The following is a 21122-nucleotide window of genomic DNA, read 5'->3' on the forward strand; positions in this document are numbered from 1 at the left end:
CGAAATGTCATGATTCGGGTCATGATTGGTTGCCGTTCAACAACGCTTCATAAAAATCAATATAGCGACTGGCGATCGCCTCCGGTGAGTATCTATCGATCACGGCAGCGCGTGCGCTCACTCCAAAATTCCTTAATTTTGGAATTGGCATGGCCCGTGCTGTCTCAACAGCGGCCACCACTGCATTAACGTCACCATGTTTGGCCAACCATCCGGTCCGCCCGTGGCTGATGATTTCCTCGGCTGGCGTTTTGACGAGCCCGATGACAGGAGTCCCGCATGCCATCGCCTCGACCGTAACCTTGCCGAAGGACTCCTGAAGTGAGGGCATCACGAACACGTCGGCCGCCGAATATATCTGACCAAGAGTGACTTCGTCGCGGATGAGGCCAAAGCCCGTGCAGTTTTCAGGCACCGGATTGACCAGTTCTGCAAGTCCATTGCCAAACAGACACCAGTGAACATTCTTCTCATCTCGGTAAATGTTGAGCATATGTCGCATGATATCCGCGCCTTTGCGTGGATCAGCCAGATTCAAAGCACCGGAGGCGATTACGAATTTGTTCGCTGGCAGTCCCAATGCGTTACGCGCCTGCGCCTTGTCCACCGGACGAAGCTGGCTCATTTGCACACTGTTGGGGATGACATGTATATCACGATCGCGTAGGACCGTACTCTTTCGGGCCTGCTTGGCGATCGTTTCACTGATTGCGACGAATACAGATTGTGGCCCGTAGTGTTCGGCCTTGAAAGCAACATCGTCAGATGTAATTGTCTCGTCCCCTCCACCCAACAGAGGACACTGGCCACAACCACTTACATATTTTTCGCAGCGACCGGAGAAATGACACCCGCCAGTGAACGGCCACATGTCGCGAAGGGTCCAGACCACCGGCCGTTTTTCGCGGTTGATCGCGTGCCAGAAATCGGGTCCAAGCGTGGGAGCGTGTGACCACTGGACATGGATAATATCAGCTTTCCGATATTCCGGCGAATTGTGGAGGCGGAGGCCATGGGAGACGGGATGGAAACCCGCCGGAATTTCGCCGAACCGGCGCATTAAATGCCACATGTACAAACGGTTCGTAACACCAACAGGCAGGCGTTGGAGTAAGGGAACTCTTCTGGCGAACAAGTCCTCCGGGAGATCGCGCTCAACCCTCCCCAGGATGCGGGAATGAACTCCCGCCTCCAATAAGGCTTCATGCACAGCACGGATCGCTCGACCCGCGCCAGTATCGAGCGCACAGCCCACAATCTGAAGAACATTCATGGTATTCGAACCATCCGTGCGGCAGGCGTCCCACTTTTCGCTTCGATGGTGGAAGCTCCTGATTTTTTACCACACTCTCAAGCCAGCCCGTATTTTCAATTTCCAAGCCCGGCGCTTGCACGAAAATATAGTGCGTCAATCTGGGTTAAGCGCTGAGTCCGGGGGTTTCTATACCCTTGCCAGACATCCCACAATTCGAATCCACCGCCAGCAATGAGCTGATGCACCTCCAGAGCAGTGGCTTGACCGGCATAGAGTTCGACCAGCGACAGTTCCGACAGGACGCCTCGCAGTTGCGGCAGGACGGTGGTGGCACCTGCAAGAACAGCCGCTTCGGCGCCCTGCACGTCAATTTTCAGGAACGCTCGGTTTCCAGCGAGGTCGATCATACTCGCGAAGGCATCGAGCCGCTCAGTCTTGACCTCGATCCGCTTGGCGATGGCCACCTGAGGAGTATGTTCCACGAACGAATCGCGCGGCTCGTGCAACGAGCTGCTCGTTGCTGCTTCCGTCACGTGGAACGTCGCCGACCCAGCAGTGTCGCTCAGCGCAACCGCCGGTCCAACCATCCACCTCCGGTCCGACGCCTTGGCAGTGCGCACGAGCTCGGAATGGGCATCTGGCAGCGGTTCGAACGAAATCACCGAACCCTGGAACCCCGCGGCAAACAGCATCGTGCCGAATTGACCCTTGTTGGCGCCGACATCGATTACCAGATCGACTTCATGCATTTGAAGGAAATGCACGAAACGCAAATCATCGCGCGAGTTAATGCCATTCAGGCGGACGTCAAAGCCGAACCGCCGCCCTACGTCGCGCATCGCGGCCTTCGCCTTCGGACCCAAGGAGTGTAACATGTGACTAGCCTTTATCTTGAATCCTCAGAACCATAATCGGCCCCCAATGCCCGCGGCGACGGTATTGACGGACATCCGGACAGCGGGTCAAAGGGTCGCACGGATTTCTGTATGAGGATGCCTGATCATAGTCCGGCTGGTAGCGGCACCAGGCAAATCGCAAATTTAACACAGGCTCAGAAGTTCGTCGTCCGACACGGCAAAATCGTAGGTGCGACAGGTGAGGCAAATAGTGCAAGTTACTGAAAGTCCATCTCTTGAGCCGGTAAACGAGCCTCCCGCTCTCGAAGCATTTGAAGGCCTGAGAAAAAGCCTAGCCGTCCGCCGCCCCCATCAGCGATCGTCTAAACGCAGCTGCTATAAACCAACGGCGCCATCGTCTTATGGCAGCAACCGGGAAATGGCGGGCCCGATCCAAGTCGAGCCACAGCCCAAGCCAATGCGGCCCATACCAGTCCAACGCTAAATAAGCCGGCACAGAGATCCTGATAAAATTGGCGGTGGCCATTGGGCGCAGACATATGAACGCAGTCGCCCTTCATCTCTGGGCCTACCTTTCAACCATGGGTATCACGTACCGAAACCACTACTCAGCCCACCCATGGCGGCTTCGCTTAGAAGTGCTGTCAGTGCTAACGCCGAAGAACTGCCCGAGCTTTCGCACCGGCTTGGCAAGAAGCGCATAGTCGATTGGACCGGAGCGCAGCCATTGGCGTCGCGACCGCAGCGCCTCAAAATTGTGCCCAATATAGGAAGCCACGCTGCCTGTGCTGACCCCACCAACCATCATGTCCACTAATGTATGGTTGGTGGTGATGGATTCGAATCCATGGAGCTCAACCGCTCTCAACATCCAATCGTAATCCGATGCCACCTTGAGGCTGAGGTCGAACGTGCCGACCGCTTCCGCCACCTTCCGTCTGACGTAGAACGTCGGATGGGCCGGCATCCAACCAGTCCGAAAACCTTTGGCCGGCCTTGGAGCAGCACGCCAGCGTCGTACGACCCGCTTGTTGAGATGATTTTCAACAAAGTCCAGATCACCATGCACAATGTCAGTCTTTTCGAGCCCCGCCGAAATTCGCCCCAGCACAGTGCAGTCGTGGAAACAGTCGTCGGAATTAAGCACACCTACGGCGTCTCCGGTGTAGAGGCGCAGTCCCTTGTTCAATGCATCATACATCCCGCGATCAGGCTCGCTGACCAACTGGATCCGGTCTTGGGGATAGGACCCGACTATCGCCAGCGTTTCGTCCGACGATCCGCCGTCCACCACCACCAGCTCCCTGTTATCATGGTCTTGAGCAAAGAAGCTATCGATCGTATGCCTGATCGTCGCCGCAGAGTTCCAGCAGACGGTTAAGACCGAGATTTTCATGTCAACCCGAACCAAAGCCGCTTACTGTGCTGCAACGCGGATGCGATCCTCGTCAAGGCGCCGATGCTCGGATTCCCGCCTTACCGTTTCTAGGTCGGAGTGGACCATTTCCTGGACCATCGTAGCGAGCGACGTCGTTGCCTTCCACCCGAGAACGCGCTCCGCTTTCGCGGGGTCGCCGATCAGAAGCTCAACTTCGGTCGGTCTGAAATAGCGCGGGTCCACCTCGACCAGAACAGCACCTGATTTCACGTCAATGCCTTTTTCTTCGATGCCGGAACCAACCCATCGGATCTCGGTCCCGACTTCGTTGAACGCAAGCTCGACAAAGCGGCGGACCGAGTTCTTCACCCCGGTTGCAAGGACATAATCGTCGGGCACCTCATGCTGGAGAATTCTCCACATGCCTTCGACATAATCGCGGGCATGCCCCCAATCCCGTTCAGCCGACAGATTGCCGAGGTAGAGCTTGTCCTGAAGGCCGAGGCTTATCGCGGCAGCCGCGCGCGTGATCTTGCGGGTGACGAACGTCTCGCCGCGCATCGGGCTCTCGTGATTGAACAGGATGCCGTTGGAAGCGTGGATATCGTAAGCTTCGCGGTAATTGACGGTGATCCAGTAGGCATAAATCTTTGCTGCCGCGTAGGGCGAGCGAGGATAGAACGGCGTCGTCTCCCGTTGCGGGATCTCCTGCACCTTGCCGTAGAGTTCGGAAGTCGACGCCTGATAAAAACGCGTCTTCTTTGTCAGTCCGAGCAGCCGGATGGCTTCGAGGAGACGCAACGTGCCGATCGCGTCGGCATTCGCCGTATATTCCGCGGTCTCGAAGCTCACCTGGACGTGCGACTGTGCGGCGAGATTGTAGATCTCGTCTGGCTGCACTTCCTGGACGATGCGGATGAGGTTGGTAGCGTCGGTCATGTCGCCGTAGTGCAGCGACAGCCTTACGTCTTTTTCATGCGGATCTTGGTAGAGATTGTCAATGCGACCGGTGTTGAACGACGAGGAACGCCGTTTGATGCCGTGGACGTTATATCCCTTTGCCAAAAGAAGTTCCGCCAAATAGGCACCATCCTGGCCGGTGATGCCGGTAATGAGCGCGGTCTTCCTAGTCATTGTGCTTCTCCGAGTCAATACTACGATGCTCTCAACGATCAGCGTAGCCTGAGGCTTATTGTACTCATTTCAAAAGCCTGGGCCAATTTTCTTTCAAAAGCCTGGCCCCATCTTCAAAACCTCGTCGCATCCCATCCTGTGCTCGTGAGTGGCGGGCTCACCGTACCGGCTGCCCTTCGCAGCTAGGTCAACGCGCACCAAATCCTGTCAGCATGGTTCGGATGGTACGAAACACAATCAGCACGTCGAGCCAAGGGGAGAAATTCTTGATGTAGTAAAAATCGTAGTGAAGTTTTTCCAAGACATCGTCCACAGCCGCAACGTGGCCCTGGTTGACTTGCGCCCATCCGGTAATGCCAGGGCGAACAATGTGCCGGTACCGATAAAATGGCAGCTCCGCCTGGTACCAAGTCGACAGTACGAGTGCTTCCGGCCGCGGACCGATCCAGCTCATCTCGCCGCGCAGGATGTTGAAGGCCTGCGGCAACTCATCGATCCTGGATTTTCTTAAGAACTGCCCCAATCGGGTGATACGTGTGTCGCCGGCCTTCGTGATGGCCGCTTCCTTCTCGTCGACAGCCGTGTCGCTGAGCTTCATCGTTCGAAACTTGTAGACCTCATACGGATGTCCTCGATAACCCATTCGCTTCTGTCTAAATAGCGCCGGTCCAGGCGAATCGATCTTAACCGCAATCGCCACGAACAACAGCAATGGTGAGAAAACAACAAGCACAAATAACGCAGAAACCCAGTCTATCGCCTGCTTTATTTTCAGGTAAGCCTGGTTTGGATTCAAGGAGCCTAGAGTGTTTTCAGAGAGATGCTCTATCTCTACCCTGCCTGTGAGCGATTCGCTGATTTGCTTGACATGATAGACCGGTGTTCCCGAGAGCGCGCGGTCGGCGATGTATCGCTCCCAGTTATCCGAAAGGTCGGCTCGAAGGTCGGCCACCACACCGGTCGCGTACTCGACGACCATGTCGGGTGAATGAATTCTGTGCCAGCTCACACCCGGTATGCTCTCCAGCCTATGGACGTCGCCGCCAGGAATTATCGCCAGCCGGTGTGCATCGAGCCTACGCGTGACCAGGCTCAAGCCAAAATACCACAATGTCGACTGAATGAAGCTCGCTGCAGCCTGGAACCGGCTATAATCGAACCTGAAGAAGAAAATGGTAGCGAACACCAAGCCGTAGGTCAGGGCGAAGGTCGGCAAAATGTAACCAGCCGCTGCGACTCCCGGGAAATTGCCGATGCGCTTGTAAAAGAAATAACCTGTCGTGTGCGCGATGAATGCTGCAAAAATCGTAGCCTGCATGTTCGATGACCAGATTACCCGGGGATCAACCGACATGCGGACCAGCGCCGGCAGCAGAATCGCGAATGTCAATCCGCCAAGCAGTTGAAAGCGCATCCGGAGCAGGAGGTGCCTTCGATTGGGTAAATGGATGGTGGTGGCGATCAATTTGAATCCCGCGAATCGGGCCCCATGAAACCTGGAAATTCACTGGACCGGATGCCGCCCTCGGCCAACGCTCGAATAGGCTATGCCTTCCTTCACGACGTCCTCGCCGCGGTAGACGTTTCGAAGATCGACCATCACTGGCGTCGCCATAAGTGCATGAAGCCGCTTGAGATCCAATGACCGAAACGCGTTCCACTCGGTGACGATGACGATCGCATGCGAACCGTCGGCCACAGCGTAGGCGCTTTCCCCGAATTCAATGCCCTCGATCATCTTGCGCGCCTGCTCCATGCCGACCGGATCATAGGCCCTGATCGAAGCGCCCGCGTCCTTGAGCGCCTGAATGATCGCCAATGAGGGGGCATCGCGCATATCGTCGGTGTTTGGCTTGAACGTAAGGCCCAGGATACCGATGGTCTTGCCGCGAACCGAGCCGCCGCAGGCCTCGACCACCTTGCGAGCCATCGCCCGCTTGCGCTGATCGTTTATAGAGACCGTCGTCTCGATAAGCCGGACCGGACTTGCCGCATCCTGCGCAGTCTTGACCAGTGCCAGCGTATCTTTCGGGAAACAGGAGCCACCGTAACCCGGCCCGGCATGAAGAAATTTTGCGCCGATGCGGTTGTCCATGCCGATGCCGCGCGCGACGTCCTGCACATCGGCCCCCAACCGCTCGCAGAGATCGGCAATTTCGTTGATGAAGGTGATCTTCATGGCCAGAAATGCGTTGCCAGCATATTTGGTAAGCTCAGCCGTACGGCGGCTCGTATAGAATATCGGCGCGGCGTTCAGCGAAAGCGGCCGGTAAATCTCGCCCATGACGGCTTTTGCCCGTTCGGCATCGGTTCCGACAATGATACGGTCGGGCCGCTTGAAATCCTCGATCGCCGATCCTTCGCGAAGAAACTCCGGATTGGAAACCACCGCAAAATCGGCAGCGGGATTTTGCTCGCGGATAATTCGCTCCACCTCATCGCCGGTACCGACGGGGACGGTCGATTTCGTCACCACGACCGTAAACCCCTTGAGTGCGCGACCAACTTCGGCGGCCGCGTCGTAAACGAAGGACAGATCGGCATGCCCGTCGCCACGCCGTGACGGCGTGCCCACGGCGATGAAGACGACATCCGATTGAGAAACCGCATCCGCCAGATTGTCGTCGAATCGCAAGCGACCTTGCAGGGTGTTGGTCGCGACGAGATCGTCGAGCCCTGGCTCGTAGATCGGTATCTTGCCAAGCTTGAGCATGGCAAGCTTTTCCGCATCACGATCGACGCAGCAGACCTGATGGCCAAAATCGGCGAAACAGGCGCCGGAGACGAGCCCTACATAGCCGGCACCAATCATTGTTATTCGCATATTGCGTACTCTCAATCAGCGCCGATGAGGCAACTTCGCCACACAGCGCGTATCCCATTAACAACGGCTACCGCACTCCCGGGTGAAAACCCGAGAGCCGATCCTACAACGATTTACATCGCCTCGCCGCGCCTTACGCTTGCGACTACGCGATGGCTACTAGATCCCTGGCATCCAGATCGACAGGGATCTCGCCATTCATGATGGCAACTAGAACCCGAGCCCTTCCGGCTGGATCAAGCCGGTCAAGGCGACCGATCGTTTCCGCGAGAGGGCCCGAAAGGATTCGCACCGAGGCGCCTGCTGCGAGGCCTCCACTGAAATCAAGCAGCCCGTCCTTACCGGTCAACGCAATGAAACGCTCTACCAGACCCGAGGGGACCGGCAAAGGCCGGTCGCCTTGCGTGACGAGGGAACGCACACCGAATGTTCCATTGACCGAGCGCCAACGTTGCAGCGCAACGTTAAGGGCGATGAACATATAACCGGGGAAATACGCCGCAGACCGGGTTTCGAGCCGCCGGGCATGACGCACGGTTTTCTCGCAGCGAGGCACAAACGGCTGAAATCCCTGGATCCGGAGATGCCGTTCGGCGACATGCTCCTTTCCGGGAAAGACGCTGGCCGCGTACCAGCGGGTTGCCGGCGCCGCGGTCGGCTCGGGCGACAGGGCTGTTGCCTTGCTCGTTGTTTTTTCCGCGCTACTCACGTGTCTTCCTTCGGCGGTCGGCGGCATGATCTCAGGTCAACGGTTACGACAGTGGTGGATACCAGCAAGCAACCAAGCCACTAAAGTCAAGGCGGTTGGGTTAAGAATTTCCTACACATTGTCCAGAAATTTAGCTGTGCCTAAATAATCATCGAGCCGCTTTCTTTTTCAGCTGGCTGAGATGCTATGTCGAGCAATTTATTTCCATACGTAGGTGCTTGGTTACGCTGGTCGTGACGAATCGCCCGTTGGTTCTGGTACTTAGTCCGTCGACTTGAAGCTAATGTGACGGATGGCGTCGCGCACAAGCCTGCCGCCAGCGACAAAGATCCTGCACGGCCACACCAACTACGGTGAAAAATCACTGTCGCGCAGAACAGGTTATCACCGCTCGACCGGCTTCACGAACGCTTCAACAGCGACCAGACAGCCGGCACCAGGCTCGCGGCCAGCGCAACCTTGATCAGATCACCGACGATAAAGGGCAACACCCCAAACTGCCAGGATTTTTCCGGGCCGATCAACAGCGCCAGCCAGGCAAAGCCCATTGCCATCATGACGATCTCGGCCACCAGCATGGCATTGAAGAGCTTGATAGGATGGCGATCCCAGCCACGGTCGGCAGCCCAGCCGACGATCGCCGCCATGACGACGAAGCCGGCAAGATAACCGCCGGTCGAACCGAGCATGTAGGCGATGCCGATGCCCTTTTCGGGCGTGCTCTGGAAGACCGGAAGGCCCAACGCACCCTCAGCCATGTAGAGAAGCAGCGTGGCGACGCCAAGGCGCATGCCGAAGGCGCCAGCGATCAGCAAGACGGCGAGCGTCTGCATCGAGATATCGACCGGTCCGAGCATGACCTTGGTCTTGGCAGACAAGATCAGCAGCAACGTTCCGGCGATCGCCAGCAAAAGCTGTCCTGCCAGCCGGGCCGCGCCCTTTTCAGGCAGAGCGAGAGAAATAAGCGGACGCATCGTCGTTGCAATTGCCATGGTCTTCCCCGTTCCGGATTGCCGCCGAACGCGGCCTTGCGTTTTCCTATATTGGCTTCCGTGCTATGCGGCAATCGGTTTTGCCCTTGCCCCAAAAAAGGTCGCGACGTTCGCATGGCGCTGAAATTCGATACACGCTTCGATCCGGCCTACGGCCAGGGCATAGCCGTTGCGCCTGGTATTCAACGCGTCACGGCCCCGAACCCAAGCCCGTTCACCTTTCACGGAACCAACAGCTATATCGTCGGGCGCGAGACGCTGGCGGTGATCGATCCCGGCCCGGATGACGAGGCACATCTTCGAACACTGCTCGAAGCGATCGGGACCAGGCCGGTCAGCCATATCTTCGTCAGCCACACACATCGCGACCATTCGCCGCTGGCAGTGCGGCTGAAGCAGCACACAGGTGCGGCAATTCTGGCGGAAGGCCGGCATCGCCCGGCGCGGCCGTTGCGCACCGGCGAGGTCAATCCGCTCGATGCCAGCGCCGACATCGAGTTCGTTCCAGACGTCGCGCTGCCGGATGATATGGTGATCGACGGTGACGGCTGGGCGATCCGGACGGTGCTGACGCCCGGCCATACCGCCAATCACGCGGCCTTCGCGCTGGAGCGAACCGGCATCCTTTTCTCGGCCGATCACGTCATGGCGTGGGCAACCACGATCGTCGCACCGCCGGATGGCGCGATGGCCGAGTACATGACATCGCTCGATCGGCTGATCGAACGTGACGACCGGCTGCTGCTGCCCGGTCATGGTGGGCTGGTGACCGAGCCGCGCAGCTTCATGCGCGGATTGAAAACGCATCGCGAAATGCGCGAACGGGCAATTCTTGAGCGGGTCAACAGCGGCGACCGGGCAATCAAGGACATGGTGGAGGTGATCTATCGAGACACCGACCCGCGCCTGCATGGGGCGGCCGGCCTGTCGGTGCTTGCCCATCTGGAAGACCTGGTGGCGCGCGGCCTGGTCCACACCGATGGCGCGCCGGCTATCGACGGCATCTATTCGCCGGCAACGTAGCACACTTCAGATATCATTCCGCCGGCGCCACGCCCACCTGGCCGGCGACTTCCTGGTCGAGTTCGGCAAGGAAATCGGTGATGCGCGCTGCATTGTCGCCAAGGTCGTAGCGGCCGTAACGCGAGGCCGAGCGCATATCGACGATGACCACATCACCATCGTCGGTCACGCGGATGGCAACATCGGCGGGAAGGCCAAGCAGCAAGCTCTTGGCCAGCGCATCGACCGTCACGTCGCTTTGCCCTGCTGTGTCGGGAAACGGCGCCGTGAGCTGCCAGCCGCGCCGATCGAGCACGGTTTTGACCGCCTCCAGAACGCGATCGAAAGGCAAGGTGTAGCTGCGTGCGGTAACGAGCGGGTAAGCTTCGATTTGCAGGCGCTGCTCGCCGGGCGTCGGCGGCAAAAGCTCGTTCATGTCCTTAGTCCGGGTAGAAATATCGAGCACCGGTGGGTCGTCCAGATCTGTCGAGATGTCGCGCAGTGGCGGATAGGTGGCCACCCAATAGGCCGCGACGCCGTAAGGGATGAGCACCAGAACCGCCAGCAAGGCGCCGACGATCAAGTCATGGCCGCCGCGATCACCGAAATTCCACAATCGCGCAAAGGCAAACCCGGCGAACAAAAGCGCAAACGCGGCCAGCAAGGCGACAATGCAAAGCACCCACAGGAATGGGGGCGTCTCGACGAGGTCATAGCGATGGCCGATGAGAGCGACCAGCAGCAGGACTGTCGAAAAAGCACCGGCGCGCCGCGACCAACCGGCAGCCCTCGACGTCTGTCGCTCGGGAATTCCCGTCATTGTTTTCCGCGCTGCCCCAACCCGAACACAGGCATAGTGCCTTTCAGCGGCGGCTTGAAGGCGCAAAGACGCCGCATCTCCGGTCAATCCGTCGGCAGGTGATAATCCCGGAACTGCTGTCGCAAGGTAATCTTCTGGATCTTGCCGGCAGCGGTGTGTGGGATTTCGCCGACAAAGGCGACGTCGTCCGGCATCCACCACTTCGCCACCTTGCCGTCCATGAAAGCGAGGATGTCGGTCTTGGTCGGCTCCCTGCCCGGCTTGCGCACGACCACGAGCAAAGGCCGCTCGCCCCATTTCGAATGCGGAATGCCGATGGCGGCGGCCTCCGCCACATCGGGATGGCCGACAGCGAGGTTCTCGAGCTCGATGGTCGAGATCCATTCGCCGCCCGACTTGATCACGTCCTTGGCGCGGTCGGTGATCTGCATGTAGCCGCCGGGGTCGATATGCGCGATATCACCGGTATCGAACCAGCCGTCTTGATCGAACTGTTCGGATCCGATGCCGCCATAATAGGCGCGCGCGACGGCCGGCCCGCGGACTTTGAGTCGGCCGAAGGTCTTGCCGTCCCATGGCAGCTCGTTATCGTCGTCATCCGTTATCTTCATTTCGATGCCAAACGGCGTAAAGCCCTGCTTCTGCTGGACGGCGAGGCGGGCCTCGCCCTTCAGCCCGGCATAGTCCGGCTTCAGGGTGCACAGCGTGCCGAGCGGCGACATCTCGGTCATGCCCCAGGCGTGGACGACCTGGACATCGTAATTGTCCTGGAACTTCGTCGTGATCGCGCGTGGACAGGACGCGCCTCCGATGACGACTTTCTGCAGATAGGGCAGTTTCTTGCCGGTTTCTTCCAGATGCTGGAGGAGCATCATCCACACCGTCGGCACGGCGGCGCTGAAGGTCACCTTCTCGGTGTCGAGCAGCTCGTAGATCGAAGCGCCATCCATTTTGCAGCCGGGCATGACCAGCTTGGCGCCGATCATCGGCGCGCTCTGGGCAAGGCCCCAGGCGTTGGCGTGAAACATCGGCACGACCGGCAATACGGTATCGCGCGACGACAGGCCCATGGCGTCGGGCATCGCTTCGATCATGGCGTGCAGCACGTTCGAACGATGGCTGTAGAGGACGCCTTTCGGATCGCCCGTGGTGCCCGAGGTGTAGCACATGCCGGCGGCGGTGTTTTCGTCGAAAGTCTTCCAGGCGAAGTTGCCGTCGGCTTCAGCAAGCCATTCTTCGTACGCAACCACATTGGGCAGCGCAGTCTCCGGCATATGCGCGTTGTCGGTCAGCACGATAACCTGCTTCAGCGACTTGACCGCGCCGGCGATCTTTTCGAGCAGAGGCAGGAAGGTCAGGTCGACGAAGATCGCCTTGTCCCCGGCATTGTTCATGATCCAGGTGATCTGCTCGGGAAAGAGCCGCGGGTTGAGCGTGTGATAGATGGCGCCGACACCCATGATGCCGTACCAGGCCTCGATATGGCGCGCGGTGTTCCAGGCCAGGGTCGCGATGCGGTCGCCAAGCCCGAAACCATCACGCTCGAGCCGCTCGGCGACCTTCAGGGCACGATCATGGATTTCGGCATATGTGCTGCGCACGATCGGCCCCTCGATCGAACGCGACACGATTTCGCGGCTGCCGTGCTGCCGCTCGGCGTTGTCAATCAGCTTATGGCAAAGCAGCGGCCATTCCTGCATCAGCCCGAGCATCTTGTTCCTCCCGTTATTTTTTCGCCATTGTGGGACGAACCGGTGGATTGTCCAGCCAGGATCGGGCTGGAGCGGGGCATGGAGCCAATTGAGGCCGAATTCGCCACAATCCGGCCATGCTCGGCGTTAACGTTGATTAACGGCGGGGCGCGATTGGCGAATGAAAGAGGTTCGCATGGACGCGCAGCTCGACGACAAAGCCCTCGAAAATACGCTTGCCGAAAGCCTGGCCGATCTGGTGGCGGCCGACGTCGCGCAGGCCGATCTGGTGCCTGACGCCAAAGCCGTTTCCGAAGATGAATTCGTCGAGGTCGTCGGTGGCGCCCTCGAGGCGGTCGGCGGCACGCTCTTGTTCAAGATGTGCGTCGAGAACGAGGGCGAAAGTCAGCACGTCGCTGCCGCCTGCGTCGGCGACGGCGGCAATCGCCAGTTCCTGCTGCTCACCTTGCCGACCAGCGGTGGTGCGCTGAAGGTCGAGACCACCTTGAAAAGCACCAATCCGGTGGCCGGCATTGCCGCCGCGTATGCCGGGCTGATGGACGCTTTCCAGGCCGCCGCCTGATTTTAGGCGGGATACCGGAGGAAAGCGCAAGACTGCCACCCGCGGGCGATGCCCGCCGGTGGCTGGCAGGTCTTGCGCAACGCAATTGCCAGACACATCTTGGGGTAGAGGCAAGGAAATCGGATATGGACCAGATCGCAAACCCGTCACCCGGCTTTCAGCAGAATCCGGGCAAGGTCATCAGAGTCGAGCCTTACAAGGGCACCGTGAAGGTGCGCGCCGGCGATGTCGTCATCGCTTCGTCCAACAAGGTCAAAGTGCTGACCGAATCGCCCTACCCCCCGGTTTTCTACATTCCGTTCGGCGACATCGACTTCAAACAGCTTGGCAAGACCGAACATTCGACCCATTGCCCCTATAAGGGCGATGCCAGCTATTGGAGCGTGCTGCCCGCCGGCGATGCAGGCAAGGATGCGATGTGGGCCTACGAGCGGCCGTTCGACGAGATGTCAGACATTCGCGACCACGGCGCGTTCTATCCGAACAAGGTGACCATCGAGGCCACGCCCGACTGATCAGTCGGTGGTGCCTTCATCGCCGACGCCGTCGGCATCGTAGAGACGCACGAAGGTGAGGCCCTTGGCCTTCAGCGCCAGAAGGCCCTGCACCACGCCTTCGCCGGCCGCATGGGTCGGCTGGTTGATGTGAGCGATGATGACGTCGCCGTCGTTCGCCGCGGCAATGCGCCGGGCGGTTTCTTTTGCGCCGAGCAATGAGCCGCCATCGCCGTTGATTGAGAATCCGGCGATCTTGAAACCAAGCTTGCGTATCATCGCGATTGCCGACGGGCTGTATTCGGCGGTTGCGCCGCGAAACCATTTCGGCGCCGGTTCGCCGGTCACGGCAAGCGCGGCAGCACCCGATTCGACCTCGGCCAGCACGGCCTCCGGGCTGCCGGCACTGCGAATGCCGTAGATCTTTTGCGGCGTGTCGACGGCCGGGACATGGCGGCCGCCATGGTTTTCCAATTCAAACAGTTCGGGATGCGCCCGCATGATCTCGACGGCGGCGGCGTTGTGCTTCAGCCAGATGCCGGTGACGAAAATGGTGGCGGGAATCTTGTTTTCCACCAGCGCCGAGAGAATCCGTGTGTCGGTCCTTCCGCCGCACGCATCGAGCGTCAGCGCGACGCGGCCGCCGCCCGCCTCGGCCTTGATGTGCAGCGTCGGTGCGACGAGCAACTGGGCGTTGCCAGGAGAAACAGCCCACAGCGATATCGCAATGGCGCAAAAATACTTTTGGAACGGACGCATCGATTATTTCCAGGTCGGCCGGATCAAAGTTGAAGCGGCGACCCCAAGACCGCCATCAAGGCGGAAATCGGGACGATGCCCCTGCAAAAGCGTCGGCAGCGGCAATTTGACCGCCGGCCTGACCTTTGGCAAGCGCGAGGTCACAATGCGTGCTCCACGTCCTTAACCTTACGTGAAAGGATCGCGAGCACCGCGTCGACCACCGCTTTGACCTCAAGTCGCCAGACGCAGCAAGCCTTGCTCGGATCGGGTCGGCGGCACAGGTCCCTGGCTATGCACTCGCAAGGCATGGAGGGCCGCGGCGTAACACTGGCCACGCCGACAGGCCCCCAGACGGCCGGGTCGGTCAGGCCGAACAGGCCTACAACCGGCGTTCCGGCGGCGGCGGCCATGTGCATCGGGCCACTCTCGTTTCCCAGAAACAGGCGTGCCTGGCCGAGGATCGCCAGCAGCGTTGCCAGCGACAGCGCCCCGACCACGTTGACGACCGGCGAAGCGGCCTTGGCGACGATGCGCTCGGCAGATGCCCGTTCATCGGGGCCGCCGACAAGCAGGAAGTCCAACCCGATCTGCCGCGAGATCTCGTCGATCGCCAGCGCAAAACGTTCCGGCTGCCATTGCCGCCCCCGGAAGCTCGCTCCTGCATGAACGGCTATGAAGGCGTTACGCCGGAGATGATGCCGGTCGAGAAGCGCCAATGCCCTGGCGGTCGTCCAGCGGCAGCGGCTCAATCGTTGGGACCGGCGCACGCAACTCCACGCCAAGCGCCTCAAGCGGCGAAAGATAGCGGTAGAGATAATGCTGGCCACCAAAACCAAACGGCTTGGCCAGGATGTTGGCGGGCTGGCGTTCCAGCCAGCGCAACGGTTTTTCGGGAGGATCATATCCGACGCGGGTCTTGGCGTTGACGAGCCTGACGATGATGCGTGAGGTTTTGGAATCGGCCAGGTCGATGGTCAGGTCAAACCGGAACCGGCGCAGAGCGCGCACCATCGCGTAAAGCTCGCGACCACGCTGCACAGGGGTGCCACGCATCCGTACGCGCCAGAACGCCACCACGTCCGAGGCGATGCCATGAGCCAACAGGAAACTGGCAAAGTTCGCCTCGCAAAGGAACACTATCCTGGCCTTTGGATATTGGAGGCGCAGGTTTCTGGCGAGCGCGGAAGCGAGGACAAGATCGCCGATGAATTTCGTCTGGAGGATGAGAATCGAGCGGACGTGCGTGGGCGGGTTCTGCAACATCTGTTTCTGGCACCGGGGCGGGTTAGGGGGCCGGAAACTGGGCAGAAACGATGTCGGGATTTGGAGCCGACAGACGCACGTTCGCGTGAATTCGGTTACAAATCGGTAAGGTCAGATGCCGGTGGACTCCAACTCCTATCCGCGGCCGTTCTTTGCAGCCTGCACCGCCGCTTGCGCGGCGGCCAGCCTGGCGATCGGCACCCGGTATGGCGAGCACGAGACGTAGTCGAGGCCGACCTTTTCGCAGAAATGGATCGAGGCCGGGTCGCCGCCATGCTCGCCGCAAATACCGAGCTTGATGTCGGGCCGCGTCGCCCTGCCCTTTTCGGCCGCCATCCGCACCAGCTCGCCGACACCCTCTATGTCGAGCGACACGAAGGGATCCTGCTCGATGATGCCTTTTTTCCGGTAGGTCTCGAGGAACGAGGCGGCATCGTCGCGCGAGATGCCGAAGGTGGTCTGGGTCAGATCGTTGGTGCCGAAGGAGAAAAATTCGGCCGCCTCGGCGATGACGTGGGCGCGGATCGCGGCACGCGGCAGTTCGATCATCGTGCCGGTCAGATAGTCGATCCTGACGCCGGTCTCCTCCATCACGCTTTTGGCGACGGCATCGATGCGCGCCTTGACGAAGTCGAGCTCCTTCACCAGCCCGACCAGCGGTACCATGATCTCCGGCACCACCAGCGCGCCGGCCTTCCTGCCGGCCTCGACGGCCGCCTCGAAAATGGCGCGCGCCTGCATCTCGGCGATTTCGGGATATGAGACGGCAAGCCGGCAGCCGCGATGGCCGAGCATCGGATTAAACTCGTGCAGCGCTTCGGTGCGCCGCCTGAGCTTGTCCGGCGATACGTTCATGGCAGCGGCGACCTCGGCCACCTCCTCCTCGGTCTTGGGCAGGAATTCGTGGAGCGGCGGATCGAGCAGGCGGATCGTCACCGGCAGCCCGGCCATGATCTCGAACAGTTCGAGGAAATCCGAGCGTTGCATCGGCAACAGCTTGGCCAGCGCCGTTCGCCGATCCTTTTCCGTATCGGCCAGGATCATCTCGCGCATAGCAACGATGCGGTCGCCGTCGAAGAACATGTGTTCGGTGCGGCAAAGACCGATGCCTTCGGCGCCGAAGGACCGCGCCATGCGCGCATCCGGCGGCGTCTCGGCATTGGTGCGCACCTTCATGCGGCGCGCGCCGTCGGCCCATTCCATGATGGCGGCGAAATCGCCCGAGAGTTCCGGCTGCAGCATCGGTACCGCGCCTTTCAGCACCTGGCCGTTGCCGCCGTCGATGGTGATGATATCGCCCTTGCGGAACGTCGATCCCATCGCCATCAGCGTGCCGGCCTTGTAGTCGACGCGCAGCGAGCCTGCGCCCGAAACGCAAGGCTTACCCATGCCGCGCGCCACAACGGCGGCGTGGCTGGTCATGCCGCCGCGCGTCGTCAGGATGCCTTCGGCCGCATGCATGCCATGGATGTCTTCGGGGCTGGTCTCGATGCGCACCAGGATCGCCTTGCGGCCTTGTGTCTTGGCCTCCTCGGCGTCGTTCGAGGAAAAAACGATCTCGCCGGTGGCAGCACCTGGCGATGCCGGCAGGCCGACGCCGATGATATCGCGCGCCGCTTTTGGATCGATCGTCGGATGCAGCAACTGGTCGAGCGAGGCCGGATCGATGCCGGCGACGGCCTCCTCCTTCGAGATCAGCCCGTCCCTGGCCATGTCGACGGCAATCTTCAGTGCCGCCTTGGCGGTGCGTTTGCCTGACCTGGTCTGCAGCATCCACAATTTGCCGCGCTCGATGGTGAATTCGAGATCCTGCATGTCGCGGTAATGCTTTTCCAGGCGGTCTGAGATGCTGACGAAAGCCTGGAACGCGTCAGGCATCAGCTTCTGCAGCGACGGCTTGTCGGAACCGGCGGCAATGCGCGCCGCCTCGGTGATGTTCTGCGGCGTACGGATGCCGGCAACGACATCCTCGCCCTGGGCGTTGACCAGGAACTCGCCATAAAGCTGCTTTTCGCCGGTCGACGGATTGCGGGTGAAGGCAACGCCGGTGGCCGAGGTGTCGCCCATATTGCCGAAGACCATGGCCTGGACATTGACCGCCGTGCCCCAGCTTTCGGGAATGTCGTGCAGGCGCCGATAGGTGATCGCGCGGTTGTTCATCCAGCTGGAAAACACCGCACCGATGGCGCCCCACAGCTGCTCGTTCGGATCCTGCGGAAACGGCTTGCCGAGCTCCTCCTCGACCTTGGCCTTGTAGAGCGCGATTACGCCTTGCCATTCGATGGCTGTCAGCTCGGTGTCGAGCTCATGGCCAAGGCCGCCCTTCTGGTCTTCGAGGATTTCCTCGAACACCTCATGGTCGAGGCCCATGACGACGTCGGAATACATCTGGATGAAACGGCGATAGCTGTCATAGGCAAAGCGCGGATCGCCTGAATCGGCGGCCAAGGCTTCGACCGTCTCGTCGTTGAGGCCGAGATTGAGCACGGTGTCCATCATGCCGGGCATGGAAGCGCGGGCACCGGAGCGCACCGACACCAAAAGCAGTTTCGACGGATCGCCGAAACGGCGCCCGGTCAGCCGACCGATGTGATCGAGGGCGACCGCCACATCCGCTTCCAGCGAGGCCGGATAGGCGTGGCCGTTGGCGTAATAAGCGTTGCAGACCTCGGTGGTGATGGTGAAGCCTGGCGGCACCGGCAGGCCCAGGCTGCACATTTCGGCAAGGTTGGCGCCCTTGCCGCCGAGCAGATTGCGGTCGCCGGCACGGCCTTCCGCGGCGCCGTCGCCAAAGGTGTACACCCATTTGGTCATGCTTGCTCCCCGGTTGCAGGAGATTGGAAATATTGGCAAATCGAGCGATATGATGCTGCAGTGCGAAAGGCAAGGCATCGACCAAGCCGGCTGGCCTCTACAATCGATTAAGGAAAAGCGGCGCCGAAAAGACTTGCTTTTTGGAAGGGCTTTGTTGTAGAACATAACGAGAACAAAAGGTAGAACGATGAGAATGACCGGAAAGCTCGATTATCTGGAAATGCCGGCGACGGGCGGAACGCTGGACAGCGTGAAGGCTTTCTACAGCGCGGCCTTCTCATGGTCGTTCACCGATTACGGGCCGACCTATTCAGCTTTTGCCGAAGGGCTGGACGGCGGTTTTCAGGCGGATGGCCAAGATGCGCCGGCCAAGCCGCTGCCCGTGCTCTATTCCGAAAGGCTGGAGGAAGCATTGAGCGCCGTCGAAAATGCCGGCGGCACCATCGTCAAGCCGATCTTTTCATTCCCCGGCGGCAGGCGGTTCCATTTCGTCGATCCGGCCGGCAATGAAATGGCGGTGTGGGGTGAATAGATCCGTTCAAAGTAGCGATTTGCAAAACTGGTGGATCGGTCGCGCATAGTCGGCATTGAGCTTTCTCCCGGCTCGTCCTATAAGGCCGCGCGCACAGCGGGCAGGCTCCGGCTGTTGGGGCGTAGCCAAGTGGTAAGGCATCGGTTTTTGGTACCGACATTCCCAGGTTCGAATCCTGGCGCCCCAGCCAGTTCTCCAATTCTGACGATCCCCCGAGTCGTAATCTCAGTTGCAGACACCTTGGTCGCGGACTGGTATCTGCGGTATCTGTCCACAACAAATTGGTGTCTCCGGCAGAGAGCGCGATCCGGCTGGCGTCTTAGTTTAATGTCGGCTCAATTGGCCGGCAGTCAAATGCATCTTGTGGAGAAAAGCAGTTTTTCTGCCCCGGTTCGGCGTTCGATCTTATAGTCTAGACTTTTATAATCCAAAACATCAGATTTTTTCGCTCTTCTGCAGATAAGTCAGCGGCCTCCAACGCTTCTCTAGTAGCAACCAGCGCAATTATAAAACTAATTTTAATTAAAATGTAATTTCTTTTTTAAACATCAGCGATCATATTACCTTGTACTGCCATCAACAAGTATAATGTCGCAGAAATATCAATAAGCATCTCTCGGAAAACAACGTGGGCATGTCTGCATTTAAATTTGTTTTTTATCTCACAATGTGGACTATCCGTAAGTATATTTTTCGCCGCAACGTGAGAATCCTGCCGCCGATCAATCATTCTATCAGGGCGTGCAGGTATGTGATTTGGCGCTAATATACACCTTCTAGTAGGCAGACATCCGCGGGGCGCTATCGAATCAAAATGAGGGATTATGGATGGCGACTCTCCATTACACGTCGGGCGGATCCGGCACGGACATTGCAAAAGCCGGATTCAATCTGGCTAGCGTGCAATATGTTGACCAGGTCAATGAGCTGCCAGAGGGCATGAAAGGCTTGGTCTACCTCGACGAGGCCAACGGCGTAACCCAATCCTTTATCGACAAGGTTACTCCTTTCCTCGGCAATCCGAACGTATTTGGGTTCTTCCTAGTTGACGAGCCGGATCCCACCGGCCAATGGGGCACTTACGCCTCCGCCGCGAATCTGAAGGCAGAATCCGACTGGATTCATGAGCATTTTCCAGGCGCCAAGACCTACATCACAATGATGAGCTTGGGGACGTCGGCGAATCCGGATTTTAGGGGCACGTACAATCCCGCCAATACCGGTATCGATTACTACGGCATAGATGTCTATCCCGTCCGCACGGATGGCCCGGTCGACTACAACATGATCGATAAATTCGTCGCCGCCGCTCAGGCATCGGGCATCCCGACGAGCCAGATCGTTCCGGGCTACCAGGCGTTTGGAGGTGGCGAGTATAACACCGACATGGGTGGCAAATATGTGGTGCCCACCGCCGCCCAGATGGAAACCATGATGGAGCACTGGGCCAAGCTGGTTCCGTCACCCGCCTTCGACTACGCATACGCCTGGGGTTCACAGCGAGGCGACACAGCGTTGGAGAGCTCTTCGGAACTGCAGGCCGTTTTCCGGGAACACAACCTTGCAACGACGGGGACCACTCCGCCTCCCGTCGACACAAGCGACACCTTGTACGGCACCAGCGGCGACGATGTGTTTCACGGGGACGGCGGCCACACGATGATCGGCTATGGCGGCAATGACACCTATTATGTCGATGATGTCCGCGATAAGGAGATTGAGGCTGCGGGCGGCGGTACCGACAAAGCATTCGCCTCCGTAAGTCATGCGCTTGAGGCCGGATCGGAAATCGAACTTCTCGCCACCAACAGCCCGTCCGGCACCACGGCCATCAACCTGACCGGCAATGCGTTCGCCCAGACCATCCAAGGCAATGCCGGTGCCAATGTCATCAACGGTCTCGGCGGAGCCGACACGATGGCCGGCTATGGCGGCAACGACACATACTATGTCGACAATGCCGGCGACAAGGTGATTGAGGCGGTGGGCGGCGGCACCGACAAAGTGCTCAGCGCGGTGAGCTATGCCCTTTC

At 59.4% G+C, this 21122-nt stretch carries 19 protein-coding genes and 1 tRNA gene; 6 read left to right on the forward strand and 14 right to left on the reverse strand.

Features of this window, described 5'->3' with window-relative positions; all coding sequences use genetic code 11:
* Window positions 1–19 precede the first annotated feature (19 nt).
* From NKI24_RS31895 to NKI24_RS31930, 8 genes are all read right to left on the reverse strand, one after another.
* Window positions 20–1273 (reverse strand): glycosyltransferase, encoded by a 1254-nt coding sequence (locus tag NKI24_RS31895; RefSeq protein WP_352750342.1) that lies wholly within the window; start codon window positions 1271–1273, stop codon window positions 20–22.
* 95 nt (window positions 1274–1368) lie between these two features.
* A complete protein-coding gene (locus NKI24_RS31900; protein ID WP_352750343.1) occupies window positions 1369–2094 on the reverse strand; it encodes an FkbM family methyltransferase in 726 nt (241 codons plus the stop codon).
* Between the two features lie 622 nt (window positions 2095–2716).
* A complete protein-coding gene (locus NKI24_RS31905) occupies window positions 2717–3508 on the reverse strand; it encodes a glycosyltransferase family 2 protein (RefSeq protein ID WP_352750344.1) in 792 nt (263 codons plus the stop codon).
* A 21-nt stretch (window positions 3509–3529) separates the two neighbouring features.
* On the reverse strand, window positions 3530–4624 hold the full coding sequence (gmd, locus tag NKI24_RS31910) for a GDP-mannose 4,6-dehydratase (RefSeq protein ID WP_502894677.1): 1095 nt from the start codon (window positions 4622–4624) through the stop codon (window positions 3530–3532).
* A gap of 187 nt (window positions 4625–4811) precedes the next feature.
* Complete coding sequence (locus NKI24_RS31915; RefSeq protein ID WP_352750345.1) at window positions 4812–6089, reverse strand: sugar transferase; 1278 nt, start codon at window positions 6087–6089, stop codon at window positions 4812–4814.
* 39 nt (window positions 6090–6128) lie between these two features.
* Window positions 6129–7448 (reverse strand): UDP-glucose dehydrogenase family protein, encoded by a 1320-nt coding sequence (locus tag NKI24_RS31920; RefSeq protein ID WP_352750346.1) that lies wholly within the window; start codon window positions 7446–7448, stop codon window positions 6129–6131.
* Window positions 7449–7593: 145 nt separating this feature from the next.
* Window positions 7594–8157, reverse strand: a complete 564-nt coding sequence (gene nusG / locus NKI24_RS31925; protein ID WP_352750347.1) for a transcription termination/antitermination protein NusG — start codon at window positions 8155–8157, stop codon at window positions 7594–7596.
* 401 nt (window positions 8158–8558) lie between these two features.
* Window positions 8559–9149 carry a biotin transporter BioY gene (locus NKI24_RS31930; protein ID WP_352750348.1) on the reverse strand — a complete coding sequence of 197 codons (591 nt, stop codon included), beginning with the start codon at window positions 9147–9149 and terminating at the stop codon, window positions 8559–8561.
* Window positions 9150–9263: 114 nt separating this feature from the next.
* Between NKI24_RS31930 and NKI24_RS31935 the strand changes: the two genes are divergently transcribed.
* Complete coding sequence (locus NKI24_RS31935; RefSeq protein WP_352750349.1) at window positions 9264–10172, forward strand: MBL fold metallo-hydrolase; 909 nt, start codon at window positions 9264–9266, stop codon at window positions 10170–10172.
* Between the two features lie 13 nt (window positions 10173–10185).
* Here NKI24_RS31935 and NKI24_RS31940 read toward each other — a convergent pair whose 3' ends face one another.
* Window positions 10186–10971, reverse strand: coding sequence for a DUF1499 domain-containing protein (locus NKI24_RS31940; protein WP_352750350.1), 786 nt, complete (start codon window positions 10969–10971; stop codon window positions 10186–10188).
* A gap of 83 nt (window positions 10972–11054) precedes the next feature.
* On the reverse strand, window positions 11055–12683 hold the full coding sequence (locus tag NKI24_RS31945; protein ID WP_352750351.1) for a fatty-acid--CoA ligase: 1629 nt from the start codon (window positions 12681–12683) through the stop codon (window positions 11055–11057).
* 175 nt (window positions 12684–12858) lie between these two features.
* Between NKI24_RS31945 and NKI24_RS31950 the strand changes: the two genes are divergently transcribed.
* Both NKI24_RS31950 and NKI24_RS31955 read left to right on the forward strand, forming a co-directional pair.
* Complete coding sequence (locus tag NKI24_RS31950; RefSeq protein WP_352750352.1) at window positions 12859–13245, forward strand: hypothetical protein; 387 nt, start codon at window positions 12859–12861, stop codon at window positions 13243–13245.
* A gap of 125 nt (window positions 13246–13370) precedes the next feature.
* On the forward strand, window positions 13371–13760 hold the full coding sequence (locus NKI24_RS31955; protein ID WP_352750353.1) for a DUF427 domain-containing protein: 390 nt from the start codon (window positions 13371–13373) through the stop codon (window positions 13758–13760).
* On the opposite strand, the gene NKI24_RS31960 is transcribed toward NKI24_RS31955, so the two are convergent.
* The 4 genes from NKI24_RS31960 to ppdK form a co-directional block, all read right to left on the reverse strand.
* On the reverse strand, window positions 13761–14498 hold the full coding sequence (locus tag NKI24_RS31960; protein ID WP_352750354.1) for a polysaccharide deacetylase family protein: 738 nt from the start codon (window positions 14496–14498) through the stop codon (window positions 13761–13763).
* A gap of 140 nt (window positions 14499–14638) precedes the next feature.
* Window positions 14639–15229 (reverse strand): glycosyltransferase family 9 protein, encoded by a 591-nt coding sequence (locus tag NKI24_RS31965; protein ID WP_352750355.1) that lies wholly within the window; start codon window positions 15227–15229, stop codon window positions 14639–14641.
* Entirely contained in the window at window positions 15162–15743 is a 582-nt protein-coding gene (locus NKI24_RS31970; protein WP_352750356.1) for a glycosyltransferase family 9 protein, read from the reverse strand. Before NKI24_RS31970 ends, NKI24_RS31965 begins: the two co-directional genes overlap by 68 nt.
* A 135-nt stretch (window positions 15744–15878) precedes the next feature.
* Window positions 15879–18557: a pyruvate, phosphate dikinase gene (gene ppdK / locus NKI24_RS31975; RefSeq protein WP_352750357.1), complete on the reverse strand. Its 2679-nt coding sequence runs from the start codon at window positions 18555–18557 to the stop codon at window positions 15879–15881.
* A 187-nt stretch (window positions 18558–18744) separates the two neighbouring features.
* On the opposite strand from ppdK, the gene NKI24_RS31980 reads away from it, so the two are divergent.
* The 3 genes from NKI24_RS31980 to NKI24_RS31990 form a co-directional block, all read left to right on the forward strand.
* Window positions 18745–19089, forward strand: coding sequence for a VOC family protein (locus NKI24_RS31980; RefSeq protein WP_352750358.1), 345 nt, complete (start codon window positions 18745–18747; stop codon window positions 19087–19089).
* A 115-nt stretch (window positions 19090–19204) separates the two neighbouring features.
* A tRNA-Gln gene (locus NKI24_RS31985) sits at window positions 19205–19279 on the forward strand.
* Between the two features lie 638 nt (window positions 19280–19917).
* Window positions 19918–21122, forward strand: a 1205-nt coding sequence (locus NKI24_RS31990) for a calcium-binding protein (RefSeq protein WP_352750359.1), incomplete at its 3' end; no start/stop codon positions are given.

The sequence above is a fragment of the Mesorhizobium sp. M0701 genome (genome assembly GCF_040320365.1).
Classification (GTDB): Bacteria; Pseudomonadota; Alphaproteobacteria; order Rhizobiales; family Rhizobiaceae; genus Mesorhizobium.